This window comes from Streptomyces sp. NRRL F-5727 (assembly GCF_000719555.1).
In the GTDB taxonomy this organism is placed as follows: domain Bacteria; phylum Actinomycetota; class Actinomycetes; order Streptomycetales; family Streptomycetaceae; genus Streptomyces.
Window position 1 is genome coordinate 1 of sequence record NZ_JOGX01000096.1, and the last position, 18,484, is coordinate 18,484.

Below are 18,484 nucleotides of genomic sequence, written 5' to 3' on the forward strand. Positions count from 1 at the left end.
CGCCCGCACCGGCGTGACGGCCCCCCGGATCCACCCGTACGCCCGCACCCGCGTGACGGCCCCGTCACGGCCCCTTCACGGACGGGTGGCAAGCTTGAAGGATGAACGATGCCGCTCCGGCGCCCACCCCCGCGCCCGCCCCCCGTTCCCGCGCCCGTGTCCGTGCCCCCGAGCTGATCGGCAAGGGCGGCTGGATCAACACCGGCGGGAAGGACCTGAAGCTCGCCGACTTCCGAGGTCGCGTGTTGATCCTGGATTTCTGGACCTTCTGCTGCATCAACTGCCTGCATGTCCTCGACGAGCTGCGTGAGCTGGAGGAGAAGCACCGGGACACGCTCGTCATCGTCGGGGTGCACTCGCCGAAGTTCGTGCACGAGGCCGAGCACCAGGCCGTGGTGGACGCGGTGGAGCGGTACGAGGTGCACCACCCGGTGCTGGACGATCCGGAGCTCGCGACCTGGAAGCAGTACGCCGTGCGGGCCTGGCCGACGCTCGTCGTGATCGACCCGGAGGGGTACGTCGTCGCGCAGCACGCGGGCGAGGGGCATGCCAACGCGATCCGGACGCTCGTCGAGGAGCTGGAGGCGGAGCACGAGGCGAAGGGGACGCTGCGGCGCGGGGACGGGCCGTACGTGCCGCCGGAGCCCGTCGCCACCGATCTGCGGTTCCCGGGGAAGGCGGTGGTTCTGGCGGACGGGAATCTCCTCGTCTCCGACACCACCCGGCACCAGCTGGTCGAGCTGGCCGCCGACGGGGAGACCGTGGTGCGGCGGATCGGCGGCGAGGGGGTGTTCCGCGAGCCGCAGGGGCTGGCGCTGCTGCCGGACGGGAGCGTCGTCGTCGCGGACACCGTGCACCACGCGCTCCAGCGGTTCGACCCGGCGACCGGTGAGGTGGAGCGGATCGCGGGCACCGGGCGCCAGTGGTGGCAGGGGTCGCCGACCTCCGGTCCGGCGCTCGACGTGGACCTGTCCTCGCCGTGGGACGTCGCCTGGTGGCGGGGCAGGGTGTGGATCGCCATGGCCGGCGTGCACCAGATCTGGACGTACGACCCCGGGACGAAGACCGTCGAGGTCGCGGCCGGCACGACGAACGAGGGGCTCGTCGACGGGCCCGGCGCCGAGGCGTGGTTCGCGCAGCCGTCCGGGCTCGCCGCCACCGAGGACCGCCTCTGGATCGCCGACTCGGAGACCAGCGCCCTGCGGTACATCGACACCGACGGCACCGTCCACACCGCCGTCGGCACGGGCCTCTTCGACTTCGGGCACCGGGACGGCGCCGCCGACCAGGCGCTCCTGCAGCACCCGCTCGGCGTGACGGCCCTGCCCGACGGCTCGGTCGCGGTCTCCGACACGTACAACCACGCCCTGCGCCGCTACGACCCGGCCACCGGCGAGGTCACCACCCTCGCCACGGATCTGCGCGAGCCGAGCGGCGCGGTCCTGGTCGACGACGACATCGTCGTCGTCGAGTCGGCCCGGCACCGTCTCACCCGGCTGCGGCTCCCCGAGGAGGCCGTGCAGGTGGAGGCGGTCGCGCACCGCACGCGGCGCGAGGCCACCGAGGTCGCCCCGGGCGCCTTCCGCCTGGACGTCGTCTTCCGGGCCCCGACGGGCCAGAAGCTGGACGAGCGCTACGGCCCCTCGACGCGCCTCCTGGTCTCGTCCACCCCGCCGGAGCTGCTGCTCTCCGGCGAGGGCACGGGCACGGACCTCTTCCGCGACCTGGAGCTGAACCCGGCCCTCACCGAGGGCGTCCTGCACGTCTCCGCGATGGCCGCGTCCTGCGACGACGACCCGGCCAACGAGTACCCGGCCTGCCACGTCCACCAGCAGGACTGGGGCGTCCCGGTGAAGCTCACGGAAGGCGGTGCGGGCCGCCTCCCGCTGATCCTCGCGGGAATGGACGCCTGAGGGGTCAGCCCTCCAGGAAGGCGACCAGGGCGTTGGCGAGGAGGTAGGGGTCCTCGGCGCCGCAGAGCTCGCGGGCGCTGTGCATGGAGAGGATCGCCACGCCGATGTCGACGGTGGTGATGCCGTGGCGGGCGGCCGTGATGGGGCCGATCGTGGTTCCGCAGGGCATGTCGTTGTTGGAGACGAACGACTGCCACGGCACGCCCGCCTTCTCGCACGCGGCGGCGAAGATGGCGCGGCCGGTGCCGTCGGTGGCGTACCGCTGGTTGACGTTGACCTTGAGGATCGGGCCGCCGTTGACGCGCGGGTGGTGGGTCGGGTCGTGCCGCTCCGCGTAGTTGGGGTGGACGGCGTGGCCGGTGTCGGAGGAGAGGCAGACCGTGCCGGCGAAGGCGCGGGCGCGGTCCTCGTAGCCGCCGCCGCGGGCGTAGACGGAGCGCTCCAGGACGGTGCCGAGGAGGGGGCCCTGGGCGCCGGTGTCGGCCTCGGAGCCGTTCTCCTCGTGGTCGAAGGCGGCGAGGACCGGGATGTACGGGAGGTCGTCGCGGCCCGCGAGGGCGGTGAGCGCGGCGACGCCGGCGTGCACGGAGATCAGGTTGTCCATGCGGGGTCCGGCGACGAGTTCGCGGTCGCGGCCGAGGTAGGCGGGGGCGTCGACGGCGTGCACCATCAGGTCCCAGCCGGCGACGTCCTCGGCGTCCACGCCGGCCTCGCCGGCGACGAACTCGATGAGGTCGCCCTCGTGGACGTCGCCGGTGCCCCAGACGGGCTGCATGTGGCGCTGGCGGTCGAGCTTCAGCCCGTCGTTGGCGCTGCGGTCGAGGTGGATGGCGAGCTGCGGGACGCGCAGCAGCGGCCGGTCGACGTTGACGAGGCGGTGGCTGCCGTCGCGGAGGGTGAGCCGGCCGGCGAGGCCGAGGTCGCGGTCGAGCCAGGTGTTGAGGAGGGTGCCGCCGTAGATCTCCACGGCGATCTGCCGCCAGCCCTGGCCGCCCATGTCGGGGCGGGGCTTGACGCGCAGGTTGGGGGAGTCGGTGTGGGCGCCCACGATCCGGTACGGGGTGTGCGGGTCGGCGCCGGCGGGCACGTACCAGGCGATGATCGCGCCGCCGCGGGTGACGAACTTCCCGCCGCTGGTCCCGTCCCACGCCGCGGTCTCCTCGACCCGGCGGAAGCCCGCCTTCTCCAGCCGCTCGGCGGCGTTGGCCACCGCGTGGTACGGCGACGGGGACGCCGCGAGGAAGGTCATCAGGTCATCGGTGTGGCCGGGGCCGAAGGGTGCGGACGCCGGTCGGGAAGCTGCGCTGCTCATGCGCCCCACCTTACGCAGGGCCTTCGGCGGCCCTTCCGGGTGCCGGGACATCCCGGCCGGGCCCCCGCCGGTGGAGCCCCACCCGCGGGTCCTCCGCCCGCGGAGCCCGCCTGCCGCTCCCTCCGCCCGCGGAGCCCGTACCCCTCCCCCGTAGGACCCGGCGAGTGAGCCGAAGGGCGCGCCGGGGGAACGGCGCCGGCCGCGCGCAGGCCCGGGAGGAACGAGCGGGCCGAGCACGGTCGGGGTCGTGAGCCCGGCATGAAGCGCCCCGGAGGCGAACCGAGCCTCCCAAAAAAGAGCAGAACGGCCCGCCCCCCTCCCCGGGGACGGGCCGTTCCAGTAAGGACCAGGCGGGTTCTTAGAACGCCGCCTCGTCCAGGTCCATCAGGCTGCCGTCCACGCCGTCGGCGAGGAGGCGCTCGGTGGAGACGCCGGGCAGGACGTTGGCGGCGAAGAACTTCGCGGCCGCGATCTTGCCCTGGTAGAAGGCGACATCCTTGCCCGTGGCGCCGGCCGCGAGCTTCTCGGCGGCGACGGCGGCACCGCGCAGCAGCAGGTAGCCGACGACGACGTCACCGGAGGCCATGAGCAGGCGGGTGGTGTTGAGGCCGACCTTGTAGATGTTCTTGACGTCCTCGCCGGTGGCGGTGAGGTCGGTGATCATCTTGCCGACGATCGCCTCCAGGTCGACCGCCGCCTTGGCGAGCGCGTCGCGGGCGCCGGCCAGCTCCTCGCCGCCGGTGCCGACCGCGAGGAACTTCTTGATCTCCTCGGAGAGGGTGTTCAGGGACGCGCCCTGGTCGCGGACGATCTTCCGGAAGAAGAAGTCCTGGCCCTGGATGGCGGTGGTGCCCTCGTAGAGGGTGTCGATCTTGGAGTCCCGGATGTACTGCTCGATCGGGTACTCCTGGAGGAAGCCGGAGCCGCCGAAGATCTGGAGCGACTGCGCGAGCTGCTCGTAGCCCTTCTCGGAGCCGTAGCCCTTCACGATCGGGAGCAGGAGGTCGTTGAGGCCGTGCAGGGCCTTGGCGTCCTCGCCGGCCGCTTCCTTGATCTGGATGGCGTCCTGGACGGAGGCCGTGTAGAGGACGAGGGAGCGCATGCCCTCGGCGTACGCCTTCTGCGTCATCAGCGAGCGGCGGACGTCGGGGTGGTGGGTGATGGTGACCTTGGGCGCGGCCTTGTCCATGAAGTTGGCCAGGTCGGTGCCCTGGACGCGCTCCTTGGCGTACTCCAGGGCGTTGAGGTAGCCCGTGGAGAGGGTGGAGATCGCCTTCGTGCCGACCATCATGCGGGCGAACTCGATGATGAGGAACATCTGGCGGATGCCGTCGTGCTTGTCGCCGATGAGCCAGCCCTTGGCGGGGTGCTTGTCGCCGAAGGTCATCTCGCACGTGTTGGACGCCTTGAGGCCCATCTTGTGCTCGACGTTGGTGGCGTAGACGCCGTTGCGGGCGCCCAGCTCGCCGGTCTCCCAGTCGAACTCGTACTTGGGGACGAGGAAGAGGGAGAGGCCCTTGGTGCCGGGGCCGGCGCCCTCGGGGCGGGCGAGGACGTAGTGGAGGATGTTCTCCTCCATGTCGTGCTCACCGGAGGTGATGAAGCGCTTGACGCCCTCGATGTGCCAGGAGCCGTCCTCCTGCTGGATGGCCTTGGTGCGGCCGGCGCCGACGTCGGAGCCGGCGTCGGGCTCGGTGAGGACCATGGTGGAGCCCCAGCGCTTCTCGACGGCGATCTGCGCGACCTTCTTCTGCGCCTCGTTGCCCTCGTTGTAGAGGACGCCGGCGAACGCCGGGCCGGAGGAGTACATCCAGACGGCCGGGTTCGAGCCGAGCAGCAGCTCCGCGTAGGCCCAGACGAGGGAGCGCGGGGAGACGGTGCCGCCGATGCCCTCGGGGATGCCGAGGCGCCAGTACTCGGACTCCATGAAGGCGTCGTAGGACGCCTTGAAGGTGGCCGGGACCGGGGCGGTGTTGGTCTCCGGGTCGAAGACCGGCGGGTTGCGGTCGGCGTCGGCGAACGATTCGGCGAGCTCGTTCTCGGCGAGGCGGCGGATCTCGTCGAGGATGCTCTTGGCGGTGTCGACGTCCATCTCCTCGAACGGACCGGTGCCGTACACCTTGTCGCGGCCGAGCACCTCGAAGAGGTTGAACTCGATGTCGCGGAGATTCGACTTGTAGTGCCCCATGGCGACGGCTCCGTAAAGATCGGGGAGGGATGCTTCCTCGTACCGCGCTACCCAGGTCCTACTCACGAGTAGCGCACTCTTCTCTACGATGATGCTACCCACCGGTAATAAGAGCAACCCCTACCGGGCGATCTGTGACGCAGTAGGCTCATGGCCCATGTACGGCTACGAGCAGAATCCGGGTGCGCAGCAGCAGTACGGGCCTCCTCAGCAGGGGCAGTACGCGCCGCCGCAGGCCGGTATGCAGCCCGGCATGCAGGCCGGTTACGGGCAGCAGCAGGCCCCGCTCTACCCCGAGCCCTCGCCGCCCTCCCTCGCCGACGCCGTACGCGCCTTCACCACCGGCACCCTGGCCGCCGAGGACTTCCAGCAGATCTTCGCGACCTCGAAGGTCTACTGCCCGCGCGGCGACAACCCCGGCTTCCTGGCCCTGCACAACACCCAGCAGCCGGTGATCCCGATGTTCACCTCGCTGAAGGAGCTGCGGCGGTACGCGGGCAAGGAGTCGAAGTACTTCGTGATCACCGGCGCCGAGGTGATCGACCTGCTGCCGACCGGCTACGGCTTCGTCCTGGACATGGAGGGCGACCACCGGATGGTCTTCGACGCGAAGGCCGTGGAGCAGATGGTCGACTTCGCGATGCGGCGGATGTACGGCTGACCCAGTCTGGAGGTACGCGAGGGCGCCCGGGAGGAATTCCTCCCGGGCGTTCCGCGTTCCGGGTGGCAGGAAGTTCAGGATTCAACTAAAGTGAGGGTACGAGGACAGGCCGAGCCGGCCACCGTGCCCTCAGGCCGTACGAAGGAGGTCCCGCCATGCCCGCCGTGACTGTCGAGAACCCGCTCACCCTGCCGCGCGTCGTCGCCACCGCCGACGCCGCCCCGCGCCCCGTCCTCGCCGTCACCACGGCCCCCCAGGGCTTCGAGGGCGAGGGCTTCCCGGTCCGCCGGGCCTTCGCGGGCATCAACTACCAGTACCTCGACCCGTTCATCATGATGGACCAGATGGGCGAGGTGGAGTACGCGCCGGGCGAGCCCAAGGGCACCCCCTGGCACCCCCACCGCGGCTTCGAGACCGTCACCTACATCATCGACGGCACCTTCGACCACCAGGACTCCAACGGCGGCGGCGGCACCATCACCAACGGCGACACCCAGTGGATGACCGCCGGCTCCGGCCTCCTCCACATCGAGGCCCCGCCGGAGTCCCTCGTCGTCAGCGGCGGCCTCTTCCACGGCCTCCAGCTGTGGGTCAACCTGCCCGCGAGCGACAAGATGATGGCCCCCCGCTACCAGGACATCCGCGGCGGCCAGGTCCAGCTCCTCACCTCCCCCGACGGCGGCGCGCTGCTCCGCGTCATCGCCGGCGAGCTGGACGGGCACCAGGGCCCCGGCATCACCCACACCCCGATCACGATGATCCACGCCACCCTCCGCCCCGGCGCCGAGATCACCCTGCCCTGGCGCGAGGACTTCAACGGCCTCGCGTACGTCATGGCCGGCCGCGGCACCGTCGGCGCCGAGCGCCGCCCGATCCACCTCGGCCAGACCGCCGTCTTCGGGCAGGGAGGCTCGCTGACCGTCCGCGCGGACGAGAAGCAGGACTCGCACACCCCGGACCTGGAGGTCGTCCTCCTCGGCGGGCAGCCGATCCGCGAGCCCATGGCCCACTACGGCCCGTTCGTCATGAACACCCAGGCCGAACTCCGCCAGGCGTTCGAGGACTTCCAGGCCGGCCGCCTCGGCACCATCCCGGCCGTCCACGGCATGGGCGAGTAACGAGCACTCACAAGGTGACGGGTCGTCGCCCGGACGGCCCGTCACGTCCGCATTCCACCGCTATCGGTGTGATCTTATGGACGGGTGGAGACGAGTCGAACGCCCCTGCTTCCCGAGCCCGCCCGCAAGCTCGCCGCCTGGTGCGCCGTGGTGCTCCTGGTGGCCGGGGTGGCCGCCGTCTTCATCTGGCTCTGCGTGGTCTTCAAGACCGCCGTGACCCCGGTGCTGCTGGCCATCCTCGGGACGGCGCTGCTCGGCCCGCTCTACCGCCGGCTGCTGCGGATGAAGGTCAGCAAGTCCCTCGCCGCCGCCGTCACCGTCGCCGCCGTCCTCCTGGTCGTCGGCGGCGCCACGTACATCGTGGTCGCCGCGCTCATCGAGACCGGCGACCAGATCCTCGCCTCGCTCCGGCAGGCCGCCCTCGACATCGCCGAGCACCTCGGCGCCGCCGGGACCTCGCTGGAGGACCTGGCCGCCAACGCCAAGAAGCTCCTGGAGCGGTTCGGCGGCACGGCCGCCTCCGGGGTGATCTCCGGGCTCAGCGTCGTCGGGCAGATGCTCGCCACCGCCGTCCTCGCCCTGCTGCTGATCTTCTTCTTCCTCCGCGACTCCGACAAGGCCGTCGGCGCCCTGCGCGCCTTCGTCCCCTCCGGCACCTCCGACACCGCCGAGGCCATGGCCCGCCGCGCCTTCGAGGCCGTCGAGGGCTTCATGCGCGGCACCACCCTCGTCGCCTTCGTCGACGCGGTCCTCATCGGCGTCGGCCTGCTGATCCTCCAGGTGCCCGGCGCGGTCGGCCTCGCGGCCCTCGTCTTCGTCACCGCCTACATCCCCTACCTGGGCGCCTTCCTCTCCGGCGCGGTCGCCGTCCTCGTCGCCCTCGCCGACCGCGGCTTCGTCATCGCGCTGTGGGTGCTCGGCGTCGTCCTCGCCGTCCAGGTCATCGAGGGCAACGTCCTCCAGCCGATGGTCCAGAGCCGCACTGTCCAGATGCACCCCGCCGCCGTGATGCTGGCCATCACAGCCGGCGCCTCCGTGGCCGGCATCCTCGGCATGCTCCTCGCCGTCCCCCTCACCGCCGCCGCCACCGGCATCCTCGGCGAACTCCGCGCCCGGTACGGCTCCGCGGCGGCCCCCGAAGAGAACGCCTAGCGGCCGCCCGGGCCGGCCCGTCGACCGCCTAGACCGGCGCGCCGCCCGGCTCGAAGGACCTCAGCATGGCCTCCAGCGCCGCCTGGTCCGGGCCCACCCACGGGTCGGCGTCCGGCGCGACCGCCAGCGTCCCCAGCATCCGGTCCGTCATCCGCACGGCCGGCGGCAGATGGGTGCAGAGCACGATCTCCGGGTCCGTCTCCCGCAGCGGCGCCAGGCTCGCCCGGAACCTCTCCGGGTCCACCACGTGCACCCACGGGCTGTCGATCGTCGCCCACAGCAGCTGCGCGGCCCGCAGCTCCTCCGGCTTCAGATCGCTCGCGTGCCCGCTCTCGGCCAGCTCGGCGCTCGGCATCGGGCCGCCGAAGCAGTCCGAGCTGAAGCAGATCCGGGTCCGGTCGTCGTAGAAGCCGACGGTCGCCGGACTGTCGAAGAGCGGCGGCCGGAAGGCGTGCAGGCCCCGGTCGCCGACGTCCAGGGACTGCCCGGGGTTGAGGAAGTACACCCGGTCCATCGGCAACGGCCGCTCGGTCGTCATGATGCCGAAGCCCAGGAAGGTGGTCACCACGCGCGCGCGTGGTGCGGCGTCGAGCAGCGCGAAGATCCCGCCCGTGTGGTCGCGGTCCGGGTGCGTGAGCCAGATCCACCGCACGTCGGCGGGGTCGATCACCCCGGAGAGCGACGCGAGGAAGTCCCGGTCCTCCAGCGACAGACCGGTGTCGACGACGACGGGTTCGGCGGCGGTCAGCACGTAGGCGTTGACGGGGATGTGACCGATCCCCGGAATTTCCAGGCTGTCGGCGATGACGGTGGTGTCGCTGCCGACCTTGTGGGTGTCCATGGCGAGCTCCGTGGTCCCCCCGGCGGCCGTACCCCACCAGTCTCCGCCGCCCGACCGCCCACCGCGCGCCGGGCCGCCCACCCCGCCGGAGGCCGTACGCGCACGGTCGGACGCCCCACGCGCGCGTGCACGGCCGGCGCCGTACGCCCCGCTCGCCGCCCCCGCCCCCCGGCGGGCTACCCGCAGCAGCCCTCCGGGCCCGCCGGCTCGCGGAGTTCGAACCAGATCGTCTTGCCTTCGCCGCGCGGTTCCACACCCCACGCGTCGGCGAGCATCTCCATCAGCACCAGGCCGCGGCCGCTGGAGGCCATCTCGCCGGGATGGCGCTTGTGCGGGAGTTCGTCGCTGGCGTCGGAGACCTCCACGCGCAGCCGGCGGGACTTCTCGCCGCAGGCGACCTCGGCGGTCAGCAGGGCGTCGCCGTCCGTGTGGACGAGGACGTTGGTGACCATCTCCGAGACCATCAGGACGGCCGCGTCCAGCTGGTCCTCGTCCGTCCAGTCGTGCAGCAGCTGCCGCACCTGCTCGCGCGCCTCCGCGATCCGCTCCGGCTCCGCCTGGGCGATCGTCATCAGGGTGCGGCGCGGGGTCTCCCGCACCGTCGTCGCCGGCCGCCGGGAGAGCAGCAGCACCGCGATGTCGTCCTCGCGCCGGTCCGCCAGCGGCCCGGTGGTGTGGTGCGAGCCCGGCCCGTGCACGGCCTCCACGAGCGTGTCGGCCAGCTCCTCCAGGTCGTCGCCCCGGTGCGCCTCCAGGAGCCGCCTGACCCGCTCCCAGCCGCTGTCGAGGTCGTGCCCGCCGGTCTCCAGGAGCCCGTCCGTGCAGATCATCAGGGTCTCGCCGGGGTCGAGGGTGAGCCGGGTGGTGGGGTAGTCGGTGTCGGCGTCGATGCCGAGCGGAAGGCCGCCCGCCGTCGGCCTCAGCAGGACCGTTCCGTCGACCATCCGCACCGCCGGGTCCGGATGACCCGCCCGGGCGATGTCCACCGTCCCCGTCTCCAGGTCCACCTCCAGGTACAGGCAGGTCGCGAAGCGCGGCCCGCCGCCGGGCCCGTCGCCGTCCGCCCCGTACCCGTCGTTCACCCCGTACAGGAACCGCGAGGCCCGCGACAGCACCGCGTCCGGCCGGTGCCCCTCGGAGGCGTACGCCCGCAGCGCGATCCGCAGCTGGCCCATCAGCGCCGCCGCCCGCACGTCGTGCCCCTGGACGTCCCCGATGACCAGCGCGATCCGGCCCGCGCCGCCGCGCCGGCCGCCGGGCAGCCGGATCATGTCGTACCAGTCGCCGCCCACCTGGAGCCCGCCGCCGGTCGGCACGTACCGCGCCGCCACCTGGATCCCCGGGATCCCCGGTCCGAGCACCGGCATCATCGTCCGCTGGAGCCCCAGCGACAGCTCCCGCTCCGACTCCGCCACCCCGGCCCGGGCCAGCGCCTGCGCCAGCATCCGCGCCACCGTCGTCAGCACCGACCGCTCGTCCGGCGTGAACGCCACCTGGTGCTTGAAGGCCGCCATCCAGGCGCCCATCGTCCGCCCCGCCACCACCAGCGGCACGAACGCCCACGACTGCCGCTGGAACCGCTCCGCCAGCGGCCACGTCATCGGGAAGCGGCGCCGGTACTCCTCCGGGGACGGCAGGTAGATCGCCCGCCCGGTCCGCACCACCTCCGCGGCCGGATAGTCCGTCGCCAGCGACATCGACGTGAAGGGGCCCTCGTCGCCGTCCCGCTGCCCGTGGTGCCCGATGACCGTCAGCCGGTCGCCCGACACCCCGAAGACCGCGAGCCCGTCCGGCGAGAACCCCGGCATCGACAGCGAGGCCGCCACCCGCAGCACCTCCGCCGTCGACCGCGCCTCCGCGAGCGCCCGCCCCGCGTCCAGCAGGAACGCCTCCCGCGACCGCCGCCAGTCGCCCGTGATCGGCGTGTGCGGGCCGGCCGCCCCCGGCTGCGGGTCGGCCACCTCTTGGAGCGTGCCGACCAGCTGGTAGTCGCCGCCCTCGACCAGCGGCTTGGACCGGCTCCGTACCGTACGGATCACCCGGCCGCGCTCGTCCATGATCCGCAGCCGCGCCTCGGCGAGCGTCCCCTCGGCCACCGCGAGGTTGACCACGCCGTCGATCTCGTTCCAGTCCACCGGATGAAAACGGGACCGCACCGCCGCCTCCGTCAGCCGGACCGGCTCCGCGGGCAGCCCGAGCAGCCGGGCGGCCTCGGCGTCGAGTGAGACGATCCCGGAAGCGTTGTCCCAGCGCCACAGGCCCGTGGCGATCGCGGCCAGGACGTCCTCGGTGCGCATTGCCCTACTTTATGAATATCGGACTGCGTGTCGCCACCGTGTCCCCGCCGGTGGCGACCGAGAGTGACCGAATCGCGATCTTGGGTGTCCCGGTAGGCTTGGTGCGGCCCCGGCACTGCCCGGGCCGAGGTTTCAAGGTTTCTCTCCGATCCCGAAGACTGGATGAACGACGATGCATCGGTACAGGTCCCACACCTGCGGCGAGCTCCGCGCCTCTGACGTCGGCACCGACGTCCGGCTCAGCGGCTGGCTGCACAATCGGCGCGACCTGGGCGGCATCCTCTTCATCGATCTGCGCGACCACTACGGCATCACGCAGCTCGTCGCCCGCCCCGGCACCCCCGCCTACGAGGCGCTCGACAAGCTGACGAAGGAGTCCGTCGTCCGCGTCGACGGCAAGGTCGTCTCGCGCGGCACGGAGAACGTCAACCCCGAGCTGCCCACCGGCGAGGTCGAGGTCGAGGTCGGCGAGGTCGAGGTCCTCGGCGCCGCCAAGCAGATCCCCTTCACCATCAACGCCGACGACGGCGTCAACGAGGAGCGGCGCCTGGAGTACCGCTTCCTCGACCTGCGCCGCGAGCGCATGCACCGCAACATCATGCTGCGCTCCGCCGTCATCGCCGCCATCCGCTCCAAGATGACGGCCCTCGGCTTCAACGAGATGGCGACCCCGATCCTCACCGCGACCTCCCCCGAGGGCGCCCGTGACTTCGTCGTCCCGTCCCGCCTCAACCCGGGCAAGTTCTACGCGCTCCCGCAGGCCCCGCAGCAGTTCAAGCAGCTGTTCATGATCTCGGGCTTCGACCGCTACTTCCAGATCGCGCCCTGCTTCCGCGACGAGGACGCCCGCGCCGACCGCTCGCCCGGCGAGTTCTACCAGCTCGACGTCGAGATGAGCTTCGTCGAGCAGGAGGACGTCTTCCAGCCGATCGAGAAGCTCATGACCGAGCTCTTCGAGGAGTTCGGCGGCGGCCGCCACGTCACCTCCCCGTTCCCGCGGATCCCGTTCCGCGAGTCGATGCTCAAGTACGGCAACGACAAGCCGGACCTGCGCACCTCGCTCGAACTCGTCGACATCACCGACGTCTTCGAGAACTCGGAGTTCAAGGCGTTCGCCGGCAAGCACGTCCGCGCGCTCGCCGTCCCGGACACCGGCGACCAGCCCCGCAAGTTCTTCGACGGCCTCGGCGACTTCGCCGTCTCCCTCGGCGCGAAGGGCCTGGCCTGGGTCCGCGTCGGCGAGGGCAACGCCCTCACCGGCCCGATCGCCAAGTTCCTCACCGAGGAGAACGTCAAGGTCCTCACCGAGCGCCTGGGCCTCAAGCCCGGCCACGCCGTCTTCTTCGGCGCCGGCGAGTTCGACGAGGTCTCCAAGATCATGGGCCCGGTCCGGGTCGAGGCCGCCAAGCGCGCCGGCCAGTTCGAGGAGAACGTCTTCCGCTTCGCGTGGATCGTCGACTTCCCGATGTACGAGAAGGACGAGGAGACCGGCAAGATCGACTTCTCGCACAACCCCTTCTCCATGCCGCAGGGCGGCCTCGAGGCCCTGGAGACGAAGGACCCGCTGGACATCCTCGGCTGGCAGTACGACATCGTCTGCAACGGCATCGAGCTGTCCTCCGGCGCCATCCGGAACCACGAGCCCGACATCATGTTCAAGGCGTTCGAGATCGCCGGCTACAGCCGCGAGACCGTCGAGACCGAGTTCGCCGGCATGCTCCGCGCCTTCCAGTACGGCGCCCCGCCGCACGGCGGCATCGCCCCCGGCGTCGACCGCATCGTCATGCTCCTCGCCGACGAGCCCAACATCCGCGAGACCATCGCGTTCCCGCTGAACGGCAACGCGCAGGACCTCATGATGGGCGCCCCCACGGAGCTCGACGAGACCCGCCTCCGCGAGCTGAACATCCAGCTCCGCAAGCCGGTCGAGAAGAAGGTCGCCGACGACCGCCCGGTCACGGAGTCGGTCCACCCGGACGCGGCGCGCTGAGCCTGACGGCCGACTGAGGGGCCCGGAATCCGCCGCCCGCGGATCCCGGGCCCTTCGCGCTCACCCGGCGCCCGACTCCCACCGCACCTCACCGTCCTGGATGCCCTCCGTCGGTACGAGCCCGGCGGCGCGGGCGACGGCGGCGGAGGCGGTGTGGTCGGGGTGGACGTGGGCGACGACGATAAGGCCCCGGTCCCGCAGCCACGCGACGAGCGCGCGGGCGGCCTCGGAGGCGTACCCGCGCCCCTGCCACGGGCTCCCGACGACCCAGGCGACCTCGGCGGTGTTCCCGCCGACGGTCGCCTGCACGGTCCCGACGAGCCGCCCCTCCTCACGGGCGCGGATCACCCAGTTGCACCAGGTGGTACCCGGATCGGGCGCCCCGGCCGCCCACCGCGCGTACCGGGCCCGCAGCTCCTCCAGGCTCTCCGGCGCACCCCCGACGAACCGGTGCAGCGCGGGGTCGTTCAGCACCCCGGCCATCTCCTCGGCGTGCCCGACGTCCAGCGGCACGAGTTCCAGCCGCTCGCCGGCCGGGATCACCTCGGCGACCATCGTGTCGGTCATGCCTTGCCCTGTTCTGCCAGGGTCCGCAGGATCGCATTGAGGTCCTCTAGAGCCCGAAGGCAGAAATCCTGGTCCCGCATCAACTGGTTCACGCGCTCGTCGAATTCCGGAGAGGCCGCAGAACCGTCAGCTCCTCCAAAAAGTCGTGACGGCGCGAGAAGCCAGTTTCTCCGCGAAGTGTCGATACGCCATTCGTATTGTGTGGGAGTTGTCTGCAAGGCGTTCTCGATGCCGCAGAGCTTTCCTTCGTCGGGCTCCGCGAACCTCCAGCCGAGGAAGGGAACCTGAGGGTAGCCGTAGAGGGGGTGTTGCTCCCCGCTCACTCGGATCCACTGCAACTCCCCGAATCGGCCGAGCGCCTTGCGTGCCAAGTCAAAAAGTTCTGACAACTCTTCGGCAGCCTTTCTCGATGCAATTCACCAGAGTGGGCCGGCGTATCCGCCGTCTCCGATGAGCAGTTTCTTCCCCGGATTGAGGAGCCTGATGGCACGCTCATAGTCCCCATACGGAATGGGATCACTGCTCATGGCGGGATCGTAGACGTACCTGCCATCCGTATAGATGTCGTGGTAGCGGTACTCCGTGACCTTTGATCCCATTTCCTCCGGGATGTTGATGACGTCGCTTCCCCGAGTCGTCAAGTTGATGATCTTTCCATCTCCGGATGATCCTTCGAGAATCCTCTCAGCAATCTCGGAGCAGTCGATGTTGCCGCCACGGGGAGCAGCCCGCATGGCGTCAACCGCAGCTTGATCGGGCGGGAACTGCGGATTCGGTTCTCTGAAGTCGTATATACCCCGTTCCTTCTTGCAAGGTGTCAGTCCGAGTGGGTCGCTCCAGGCGCGAGGATCGGAGACATACGTCGCGGGGTTGGGGGCCGGGGCCAGGCCCAGCGGGTCCTGGGTGAGGTAGCGGGCCGATTCCGGGTCGTAGTAGCGGAAGTAGTTGTAGTGGAGGCCGGATTCGGGGTCGTAGTACTGGCCCGGGAAGCGGAGGGGGGTGTAGGTGGTGGCGGACCTGTTCCAGGTGGTGGTGCCCCAGAGGGCGGCGCGGGTGTGCCAGGCCAGGGTGCCTGACTCGTCGACCAGTTCCGTGGGGGTGCCGACGAGGTCCGTGACGATGGCGAAGAAGCGGGTGTCGTCGGTGTCCGTGCGGCGTTCCGTCTGGGAGAGGGGGCGGAGGCCCGCGTGGTCCCAGGTGAGGACGACGTTCTCGGTCGTCTGCTCGCAGAGGGTGGTGTCGTCCCAGGTGAAGTGGACCGTCTCCAGGGGCGACTGCTTGGAGATGCGGCGGCCCAGCGGGTCGTACGTGTAGCGCCAGAGCGTGCCGTCGGGGGTGGTGACCGACCGCAGGCGGTCTTCCGGGTCCCACGCGTAGCGCCAGGTGTCCGGCTTCCTGGAGAGGCGGGTCTTCTGGCGGAGGGTGATGCGGCCCTGCGCGTCGTGTTCGTAGCGGACGGCGCCCGCCCGGGTGATGCGGGTGCCTTCGTAGGCGCGGGGGCCTGTTGCCTCGTGGGACGGGTGGGTGGACGGCCAGGACGCCTCCGTCTGGTTGCCGGCCGCGTCGTAGGCGTAGCGCTCCGTCCAGCGGTCCGCCCGGACCGCCGTGACGCGGCCCGCGCCGTCCAGGTCGAAGTGGCGGGTGCCGGAGAAGGCGTCGGTGACCGACGTCAGGGCGCCGTCGGGGCGGTAGGCGTAGGCGCGGTGCTGGACGCGGCCCGACGGGGAAGTGACGTCCTGGGAGATCAGGCGGTTCAGTTCGTCGTACGTCGACGTCAGTGCGGCGAAGTCGCCGATCCTGCGGCCGACTTCCCGGCCCAGCGCGTCGAAGGTGAAGGCCAGCTCGCGGCCGGAGGCGGTGAGCTTCGTGCGGCGGCCGGCCGCGTCGTACGTCCACTCGCTGACCGCGCCGGTCGGGGTGGTGCGTCCCACCCGCCTGCCGAGGTCGTCGTACGCGAACGTCATCGTCCGGCCGTTGACCGTCTCGGACCTCAGGCGGCCGTGGCGGTCGCGGAGGCGTTCCAGGCGGGCGTCCGGGCTGACCGCCTCCGCCAGTTCGTCGAAGACGTCGTACGTGAACGTCGTCGTCCCGACGCCCTCGACCTCCTTGCGGACGATCCGGCCCAGCGCGTCGCGCTCGAAGCGGATCGTTTCGCCCAGGCCGTTCACCCGGGCCGAGAGGCGGCCCGCCGCGTCATACGCGTACGCCAGCGTCCGGCCGTCGAAGTCCGTCTCGCTGATCTGCCGGCCCGCCGGGTCGTACGCGTACTCCCAGGTCAGGCCCTGCGGGTTCGTCACCCGCGTCAGGCGGAGGTCCGCGTCGTGGGCGAACTCGTAGCGGACGCCGTCCGGGTCCGTGCGGGAGGTCAGCAGGTCGAAGTCGGTGTACGTGAAGCGGGTCGTGCCGCCGAGGGCGTCCGTGTGGCTCAGGCAGTTGCCCTCGCCGTCGTACGTCCACGACTCCACCGAGCCGTCGGGGGCCACGCGCCGCGACGGGCGGCCCTCGACCGTCCACTCCAGGCGGGTCACCGCGCCGAGCGGGTCCGTGATCCGGACCGCACGGCCGAAGGGGTCGTGCTCGTAGCGGGTCGTCGCACCGAGCGGGTCGGTGACCTCGACCGGAAGGCCCCGGGCGTCCACGGCGATGCGGGTGGTGGCGCCCAGCGGGTCCGTCACCGCCGTGAGCCGGCCCGCCTCGTCGTACGCGAACTCCGTGCGGGCTCCGGACGCCGAGGTCACCGACGTGCGGTTGCCGCGCGCGTCGAAGGTCTGGCGCGTCACCGTGCCGTCGGTTCCCGCGATCCGGACGGGCATGCCGTCGGCGTCGTACTCCACCCGGACCCGCCGCCCGTCCGGGCGCTCCGCCAGGACGGGGCGGCCCTCGCCGTCGTACTCCGTGCGGCTGACGTGGCCGAGCGGGTCCGTGCGCGACAGCATCCGGTTGTGCCGGTCGTACGTGAAGCGGGTGACCGCGCCCAGGGGGTCGATCTCGGCGACGACCTGGGAACGGGCGTCGATCAGGTGGCGCTCGGTGCGGCCGCTGCCCGTCGTCAGGGTCGTCGTGCGGAGTCCCGTGGCCGGGTCGGGGGTGTCGTCCCAGGTGAACGTCGTCTCCAGGTGCCCGTTCGCGCCCGACTGGTAGGTGCAGCGGTCCTGGTCGTCGTAGACGTAGTCGAAACGGCTGCCGTTGGTGTCGGTCCACGCGGTGATCCGGCCGTGCTCGTCGCAGTCGAAGCGGAGCGGGCGACCGGACGAGTTCGTGATCGACGTGAGATGGCCGTCGGTGTAGCCGTACCGCAGGATCTCCTGGTCGGAGCCGTCCGGCGCAGCCCCGGCGAGGTGCAGGGCCGTGACCCGGCCGTCGGCGGTCGTCAGCTTCAGGTGGTAGCCGCCGTGGTGGACGATCGACGTCGGGGCGCCGGACTCGTCGTCGTACTCGAAGGCGATCCATTCGCCGTTGCGGTCGTCGAGCTGGGTCAGCAGCGCGAGGCCGTCGGTGCGGTCGGTGAAGTGCCACACCCTGCCGCTGCCGGGGTCCGTGATCGTGTAGCCGCCCTCGACCCGGTCCAGCGGCCACTGCCGCCCGTGCGCCGGCAGGACGGGGACGCCGGGCGCCGGGTGGGGGTAGGCCAGCAGGCTGCCCTCGTCGCAGCTGAAGACGATGCCCTCGGAGTCGATCTCCAGCCGCTGGTCCACGGTGCTCGACCACGTCGGGCCGAACCAGCGGCCCGAGCGCCGGGACGAGTCGAAGGTGCGCCGGAAGACGACGGGGAGGGAGCCGGGCAGCGCGATGTCCGTCTGCGGCAGCAGCATTCGGCCCGTCGCGATGTCGATCGGGTCCTGCTTGCAGACGGTCTCGGAGCACCGCTGCCCCTGACTGTCGGGGTTCTTGTTCAGATCGGTGCGGCTGCCGTCCGGGTCCGGCTTCCCGCCGGGCGGACGCTTGGCGTCGAGGCCGGCGCGCAGGCCGCCGCGCGCCAGACCGGTGCCCTTGGTGCCGAGCAGTTCCGGTATGAGACGGCCGATCCCCTCGGACGGGTCCTCCTTGAACCCTTCCCAGGCGTTCTTCAGCGCCCGGTCCGGGTTGGCCCCCAGGGAGACCAGGCCGGCGAGCGTCATGTTGACGCCCTTGTAGTACTCCGCCGGGTGGGTCAGGTTGTACGGGTCCGTGGGGTTGAGCGAGCGGACGAAGTTCCCGGGCCCGCTGCCGCTTCGCCTTGCCCGGATCGGAGAACTCTCCCGGGTGCGGCAGCGGACTGTCCCCCGTGCGGGCCGCGTTGTACGCGTCGACCTTCTTGTTGTAGCTGTCGACCGCCTTCTTGGAGTCCTGGTCGCCCTCCTTGTACAGCGCGATCGCCTCACGCGCCTTGCCCTGGGCCGCGACGACCGCCTTCGCGTACGTCTCCAGCGCCTTGGCCGCGCTCTCCATCGCGTCCGCCGCGTGCA

12 protein-coding genes and 1 pseudogene are annotated in these 18,484 nt (G+C 71.3%); 5 read left to right on the forward strand and 8 right to left on the reverse strand.

Features of this window, described 5'->3' with window-relative positions; genetic code table 11:
• The first annotated feature begins 101 nt into the window (after positions 1-101).
• Positions 102-1,913 carry an NHL domain-containing thioredoxin family protein gene (locus IF73_RS0135140; RefSeq protein ID WP_031015133.1) on the forward strand — a complete coding sequence of 604 codons (1,812 nt, stop codon included), beginning with the start codon at positions 102-104 and terminating at the stop codon, positions 1,911-1,913.
• 4 nt (positions 1,914-1,917) lie between these two features.
• On the opposite strand, the gene IF73_RS0135145 is transcribed toward IF73_RS0135140, so the two are convergent.
• Positions 1,918-3,225 (reverse strand): M18 family aminopeptidase, encoded by a 1,308-nt coding sequence (locus tag IF73_RS0135145; RefSeq protein ID WP_031015135.1) that lies wholly within the window; start codon positions 3,223-3,225, stop codon positions 1,918-1,920.
• 358 nt (positions 3,226-3,583) lie between these two features.
• The gene (locus tag IF73_RS0135150; RefSeq protein ID WP_031015137.1) at positions 3,584-5,413 is read right to left on the reverse strand and encodes an acyl-CoA dehydrogenase; all 1,830 of its coding nucleotides are present in this window, start codon (positions 5,411-5,413) and stop codon (positions 3,584-3,586) included.
• A 157-nt stretch (positions 5,414-5,570) separates the two neighbouring features.
• Between IF73_RS0135150 and IF73_RS0135155 the strand changes: the two genes are divergently transcribed.
• From IF73_RS0135155 to IF73_RS0135165, 3 genes are all read left to right on the forward strand, one after another.
• A complete protein-coding gene (locus IF73_RS0135155) occupies positions 5,571-6,074 on the forward strand; it encodes an SseB family protein (RefSeq protein ID WP_031015138.1) in 504 nt (167 codons plus the stop codon).
• 155 nt (positions 6,075-6,229) lie between these two features.
• The gene (locus IF73_RS0135160; protein WP_031015139.1) at positions 6,230-7,192 is read left to right on the forward strand and encodes a pirin family protein; all 963 of its coding nucleotides are present in this window, start codon (positions 6,230-6,232) and stop codon (positions 7,190-7,192) included.
• An 84-nt stretch (positions 7,193-7,276) separates the two neighbouring features.
• Positions 7,277-8,344 (forward strand): AI-2E family transporter, encoded by a 1,068-nt coding sequence (locus tag IF73_RS0135165; protein WP_031015141.1) that lies wholly within the window; start codon positions 7,277-7,279, stop codon positions 8,342-8,344.
• Between the two features lie 28 nt (positions 8,345-8,372).
• Here IF73_RS0135165 and IF73_RS0135170 read toward each other — a convergent pair whose 3' ends face one another.
• Both IF73_RS0135170 and IF73_RS0135175 read right to left on the reverse strand, forming a co-directional pair.
• Positions 8,373-9,185 (reverse strand): MBL fold metallo-hydrolase, encoded by an 813-nt coding sequence (locus IF73_RS0135170; protein ID WP_031015143.1) that lies wholly within the window; start codon positions 9,183-9,185, stop codon positions 8,373-8,375.
• A gap of 176 nt (positions 9,186-9,361) precedes the next feature.
• Positions 9,362-11,482, reverse strand: coding sequence for an ATP-binding SpoIIE family protein phosphatase (locus IF73_RS0135175; RefSeq protein ID WP_031015145.1), 2,121 nt, complete (start codon positions 11,480-11,482; stop codon positions 9,362-9,364).
• A gap of 172 nt (positions 11,483-11,654) precedes the next feature.
• On the opposite strand from IF73_RS0135175, the gene aspS reads away from it, so the two are divergent.
• Entirely contained in the window at positions 11,655-13,472 is a 1,818-nt protein-coding gene (aspS, locus tag IF73_RS0135180; RefSeq protein WP_031015147.1) for an aspartate--tRNA ligase, read from the forward strand.
• A 60-nt stretch (positions 13,473-13,532) separates the two neighbouring features.
• On the opposite strand, the gene IF73_RS0135185 is transcribed toward aspS, so the two are convergent.
• The 4 genes and pseudogenes from IF73_RS0135185 to IF73_RS42930 all read right to left on the reverse strand — a co-directional run.
• Positions 13,533-14,039: a GNAT family N-acetyltransferase gene (locus IF73_RS0135185; RefSeq protein WP_063833507.1), complete on the reverse strand. Its 507-nt coding sequence runs from the start codon at positions 14,037-14,039 to the stop codon at positions 13,533-13,535.
• On the reverse strand, positions 14,036-14,410 hold the full coding sequence (locus IF73_RS41310) for a hypothetical protein (RefSeq protein WP_158822241.1): 375 nt from the start codon (positions 14,408-14,410) through the stop codon (positions 14,036-14,038). The genes IF73_RS0135185 and IF73_RS41310 overlap by 4 nt, the downstream gene beginning before the upstream one ends.
• A 45-nt stretch (positions 14,411-14,455) precedes the next feature.
• Positions 14,456-18,157: a DUF6531 domain-containing protein gene (locus IF73_RS38290; protein WP_420706606.1), complete on the reverse strand. Its 3,702-nt coding sequence runs from the start codon at positions 18,155-18,157 to the stop codon at positions 14,456-14,458.
• Between the two features lie 130 nt (positions 18,158-18,287).
• Positions 18,288-18,467, reverse strand: a pseudogene (locus tag IF73_RS42930) (putative T7SS-secreted protein); the annotation flags it as partial.
• Positions 18,468-18,484: the final 17 nt, after the last annotated feature.

Excerpts from the sequence above, each read along its gene's own strand:
- IF73_RS0135150 (WP_031015137.1), bottom strand. The coding sequence starts at position 5,413 with ATGGGGCACTACAAGTCGAATCTCCGCGACATCGAGTTCAACCTCTTC.
- IF73_RS38290 (WP_420706606.1), bottom strand. The coding sequence starts at position 18,157 with ATGACGCTCGCCGGCCTGGTCTCCCTGGGGGCCAACCCGGACCGGGCG.
- IF73_RS0135185 (WP_063833507.1), bottom strand. The coding sequence starts at position 14,039 with ATGACCGACACGATGGTCGCCGAGGTGATCCCGGCCGGCGAGCGGCTG.
- IF73_RS0135155 (WP_031015138.1), top strand. The coding sequence starts at position 5,571 with ATGTACGGCTACGAGCAGAATCCGGGTGCGCAGCAGCAGTACGGGCCT.
- IF73_RS0135175 (WP_031015145.1), bottom strand. The coding sequence starts at position 11,482 with ATGCGCACCGAGGACGTCCTGGCCGCGATCGCCACGGGCCTGTGGCGC.
- IF73_RS0135140 (WP_031015133.1), top strand. The coding sequence starts at position 102 with ATGAACGATGCCGCTCCGGCGCCCACCCCCGCGCCCGCCCCCCGTTCC.
- IF73_RS0135170 (WP_031015143.1), bottom strand. The coding sequence starts at position 9,185 with ATGGACACCCACAAGGTCGGCAGCGACACCACCGTCATCGCCGACAGC.
- IF73_RS0135145 (WP_031015135.1), bottom strand. The coding sequence starts at position 3,225 with ATGAGCAGCGCAGCTTCCCGACCGGCGTCCGCACCCTTCGGCCCCGGC.
- aspS (WP_031015147.1), top strand. The coding sequence starts at position 11,655 with ATGCATCGGTACAGGTCCCACACCTGCGGCGAGCTCCGCGCCTCTGAC.
- IF73_RS0135160 (WP_031015139.1), top strand. The coding sequence starts at position 6,230 with ATGCCCGCCGTGACTGTCGAGAACCCGCTCACCCTGCCGCGCGTCGTC.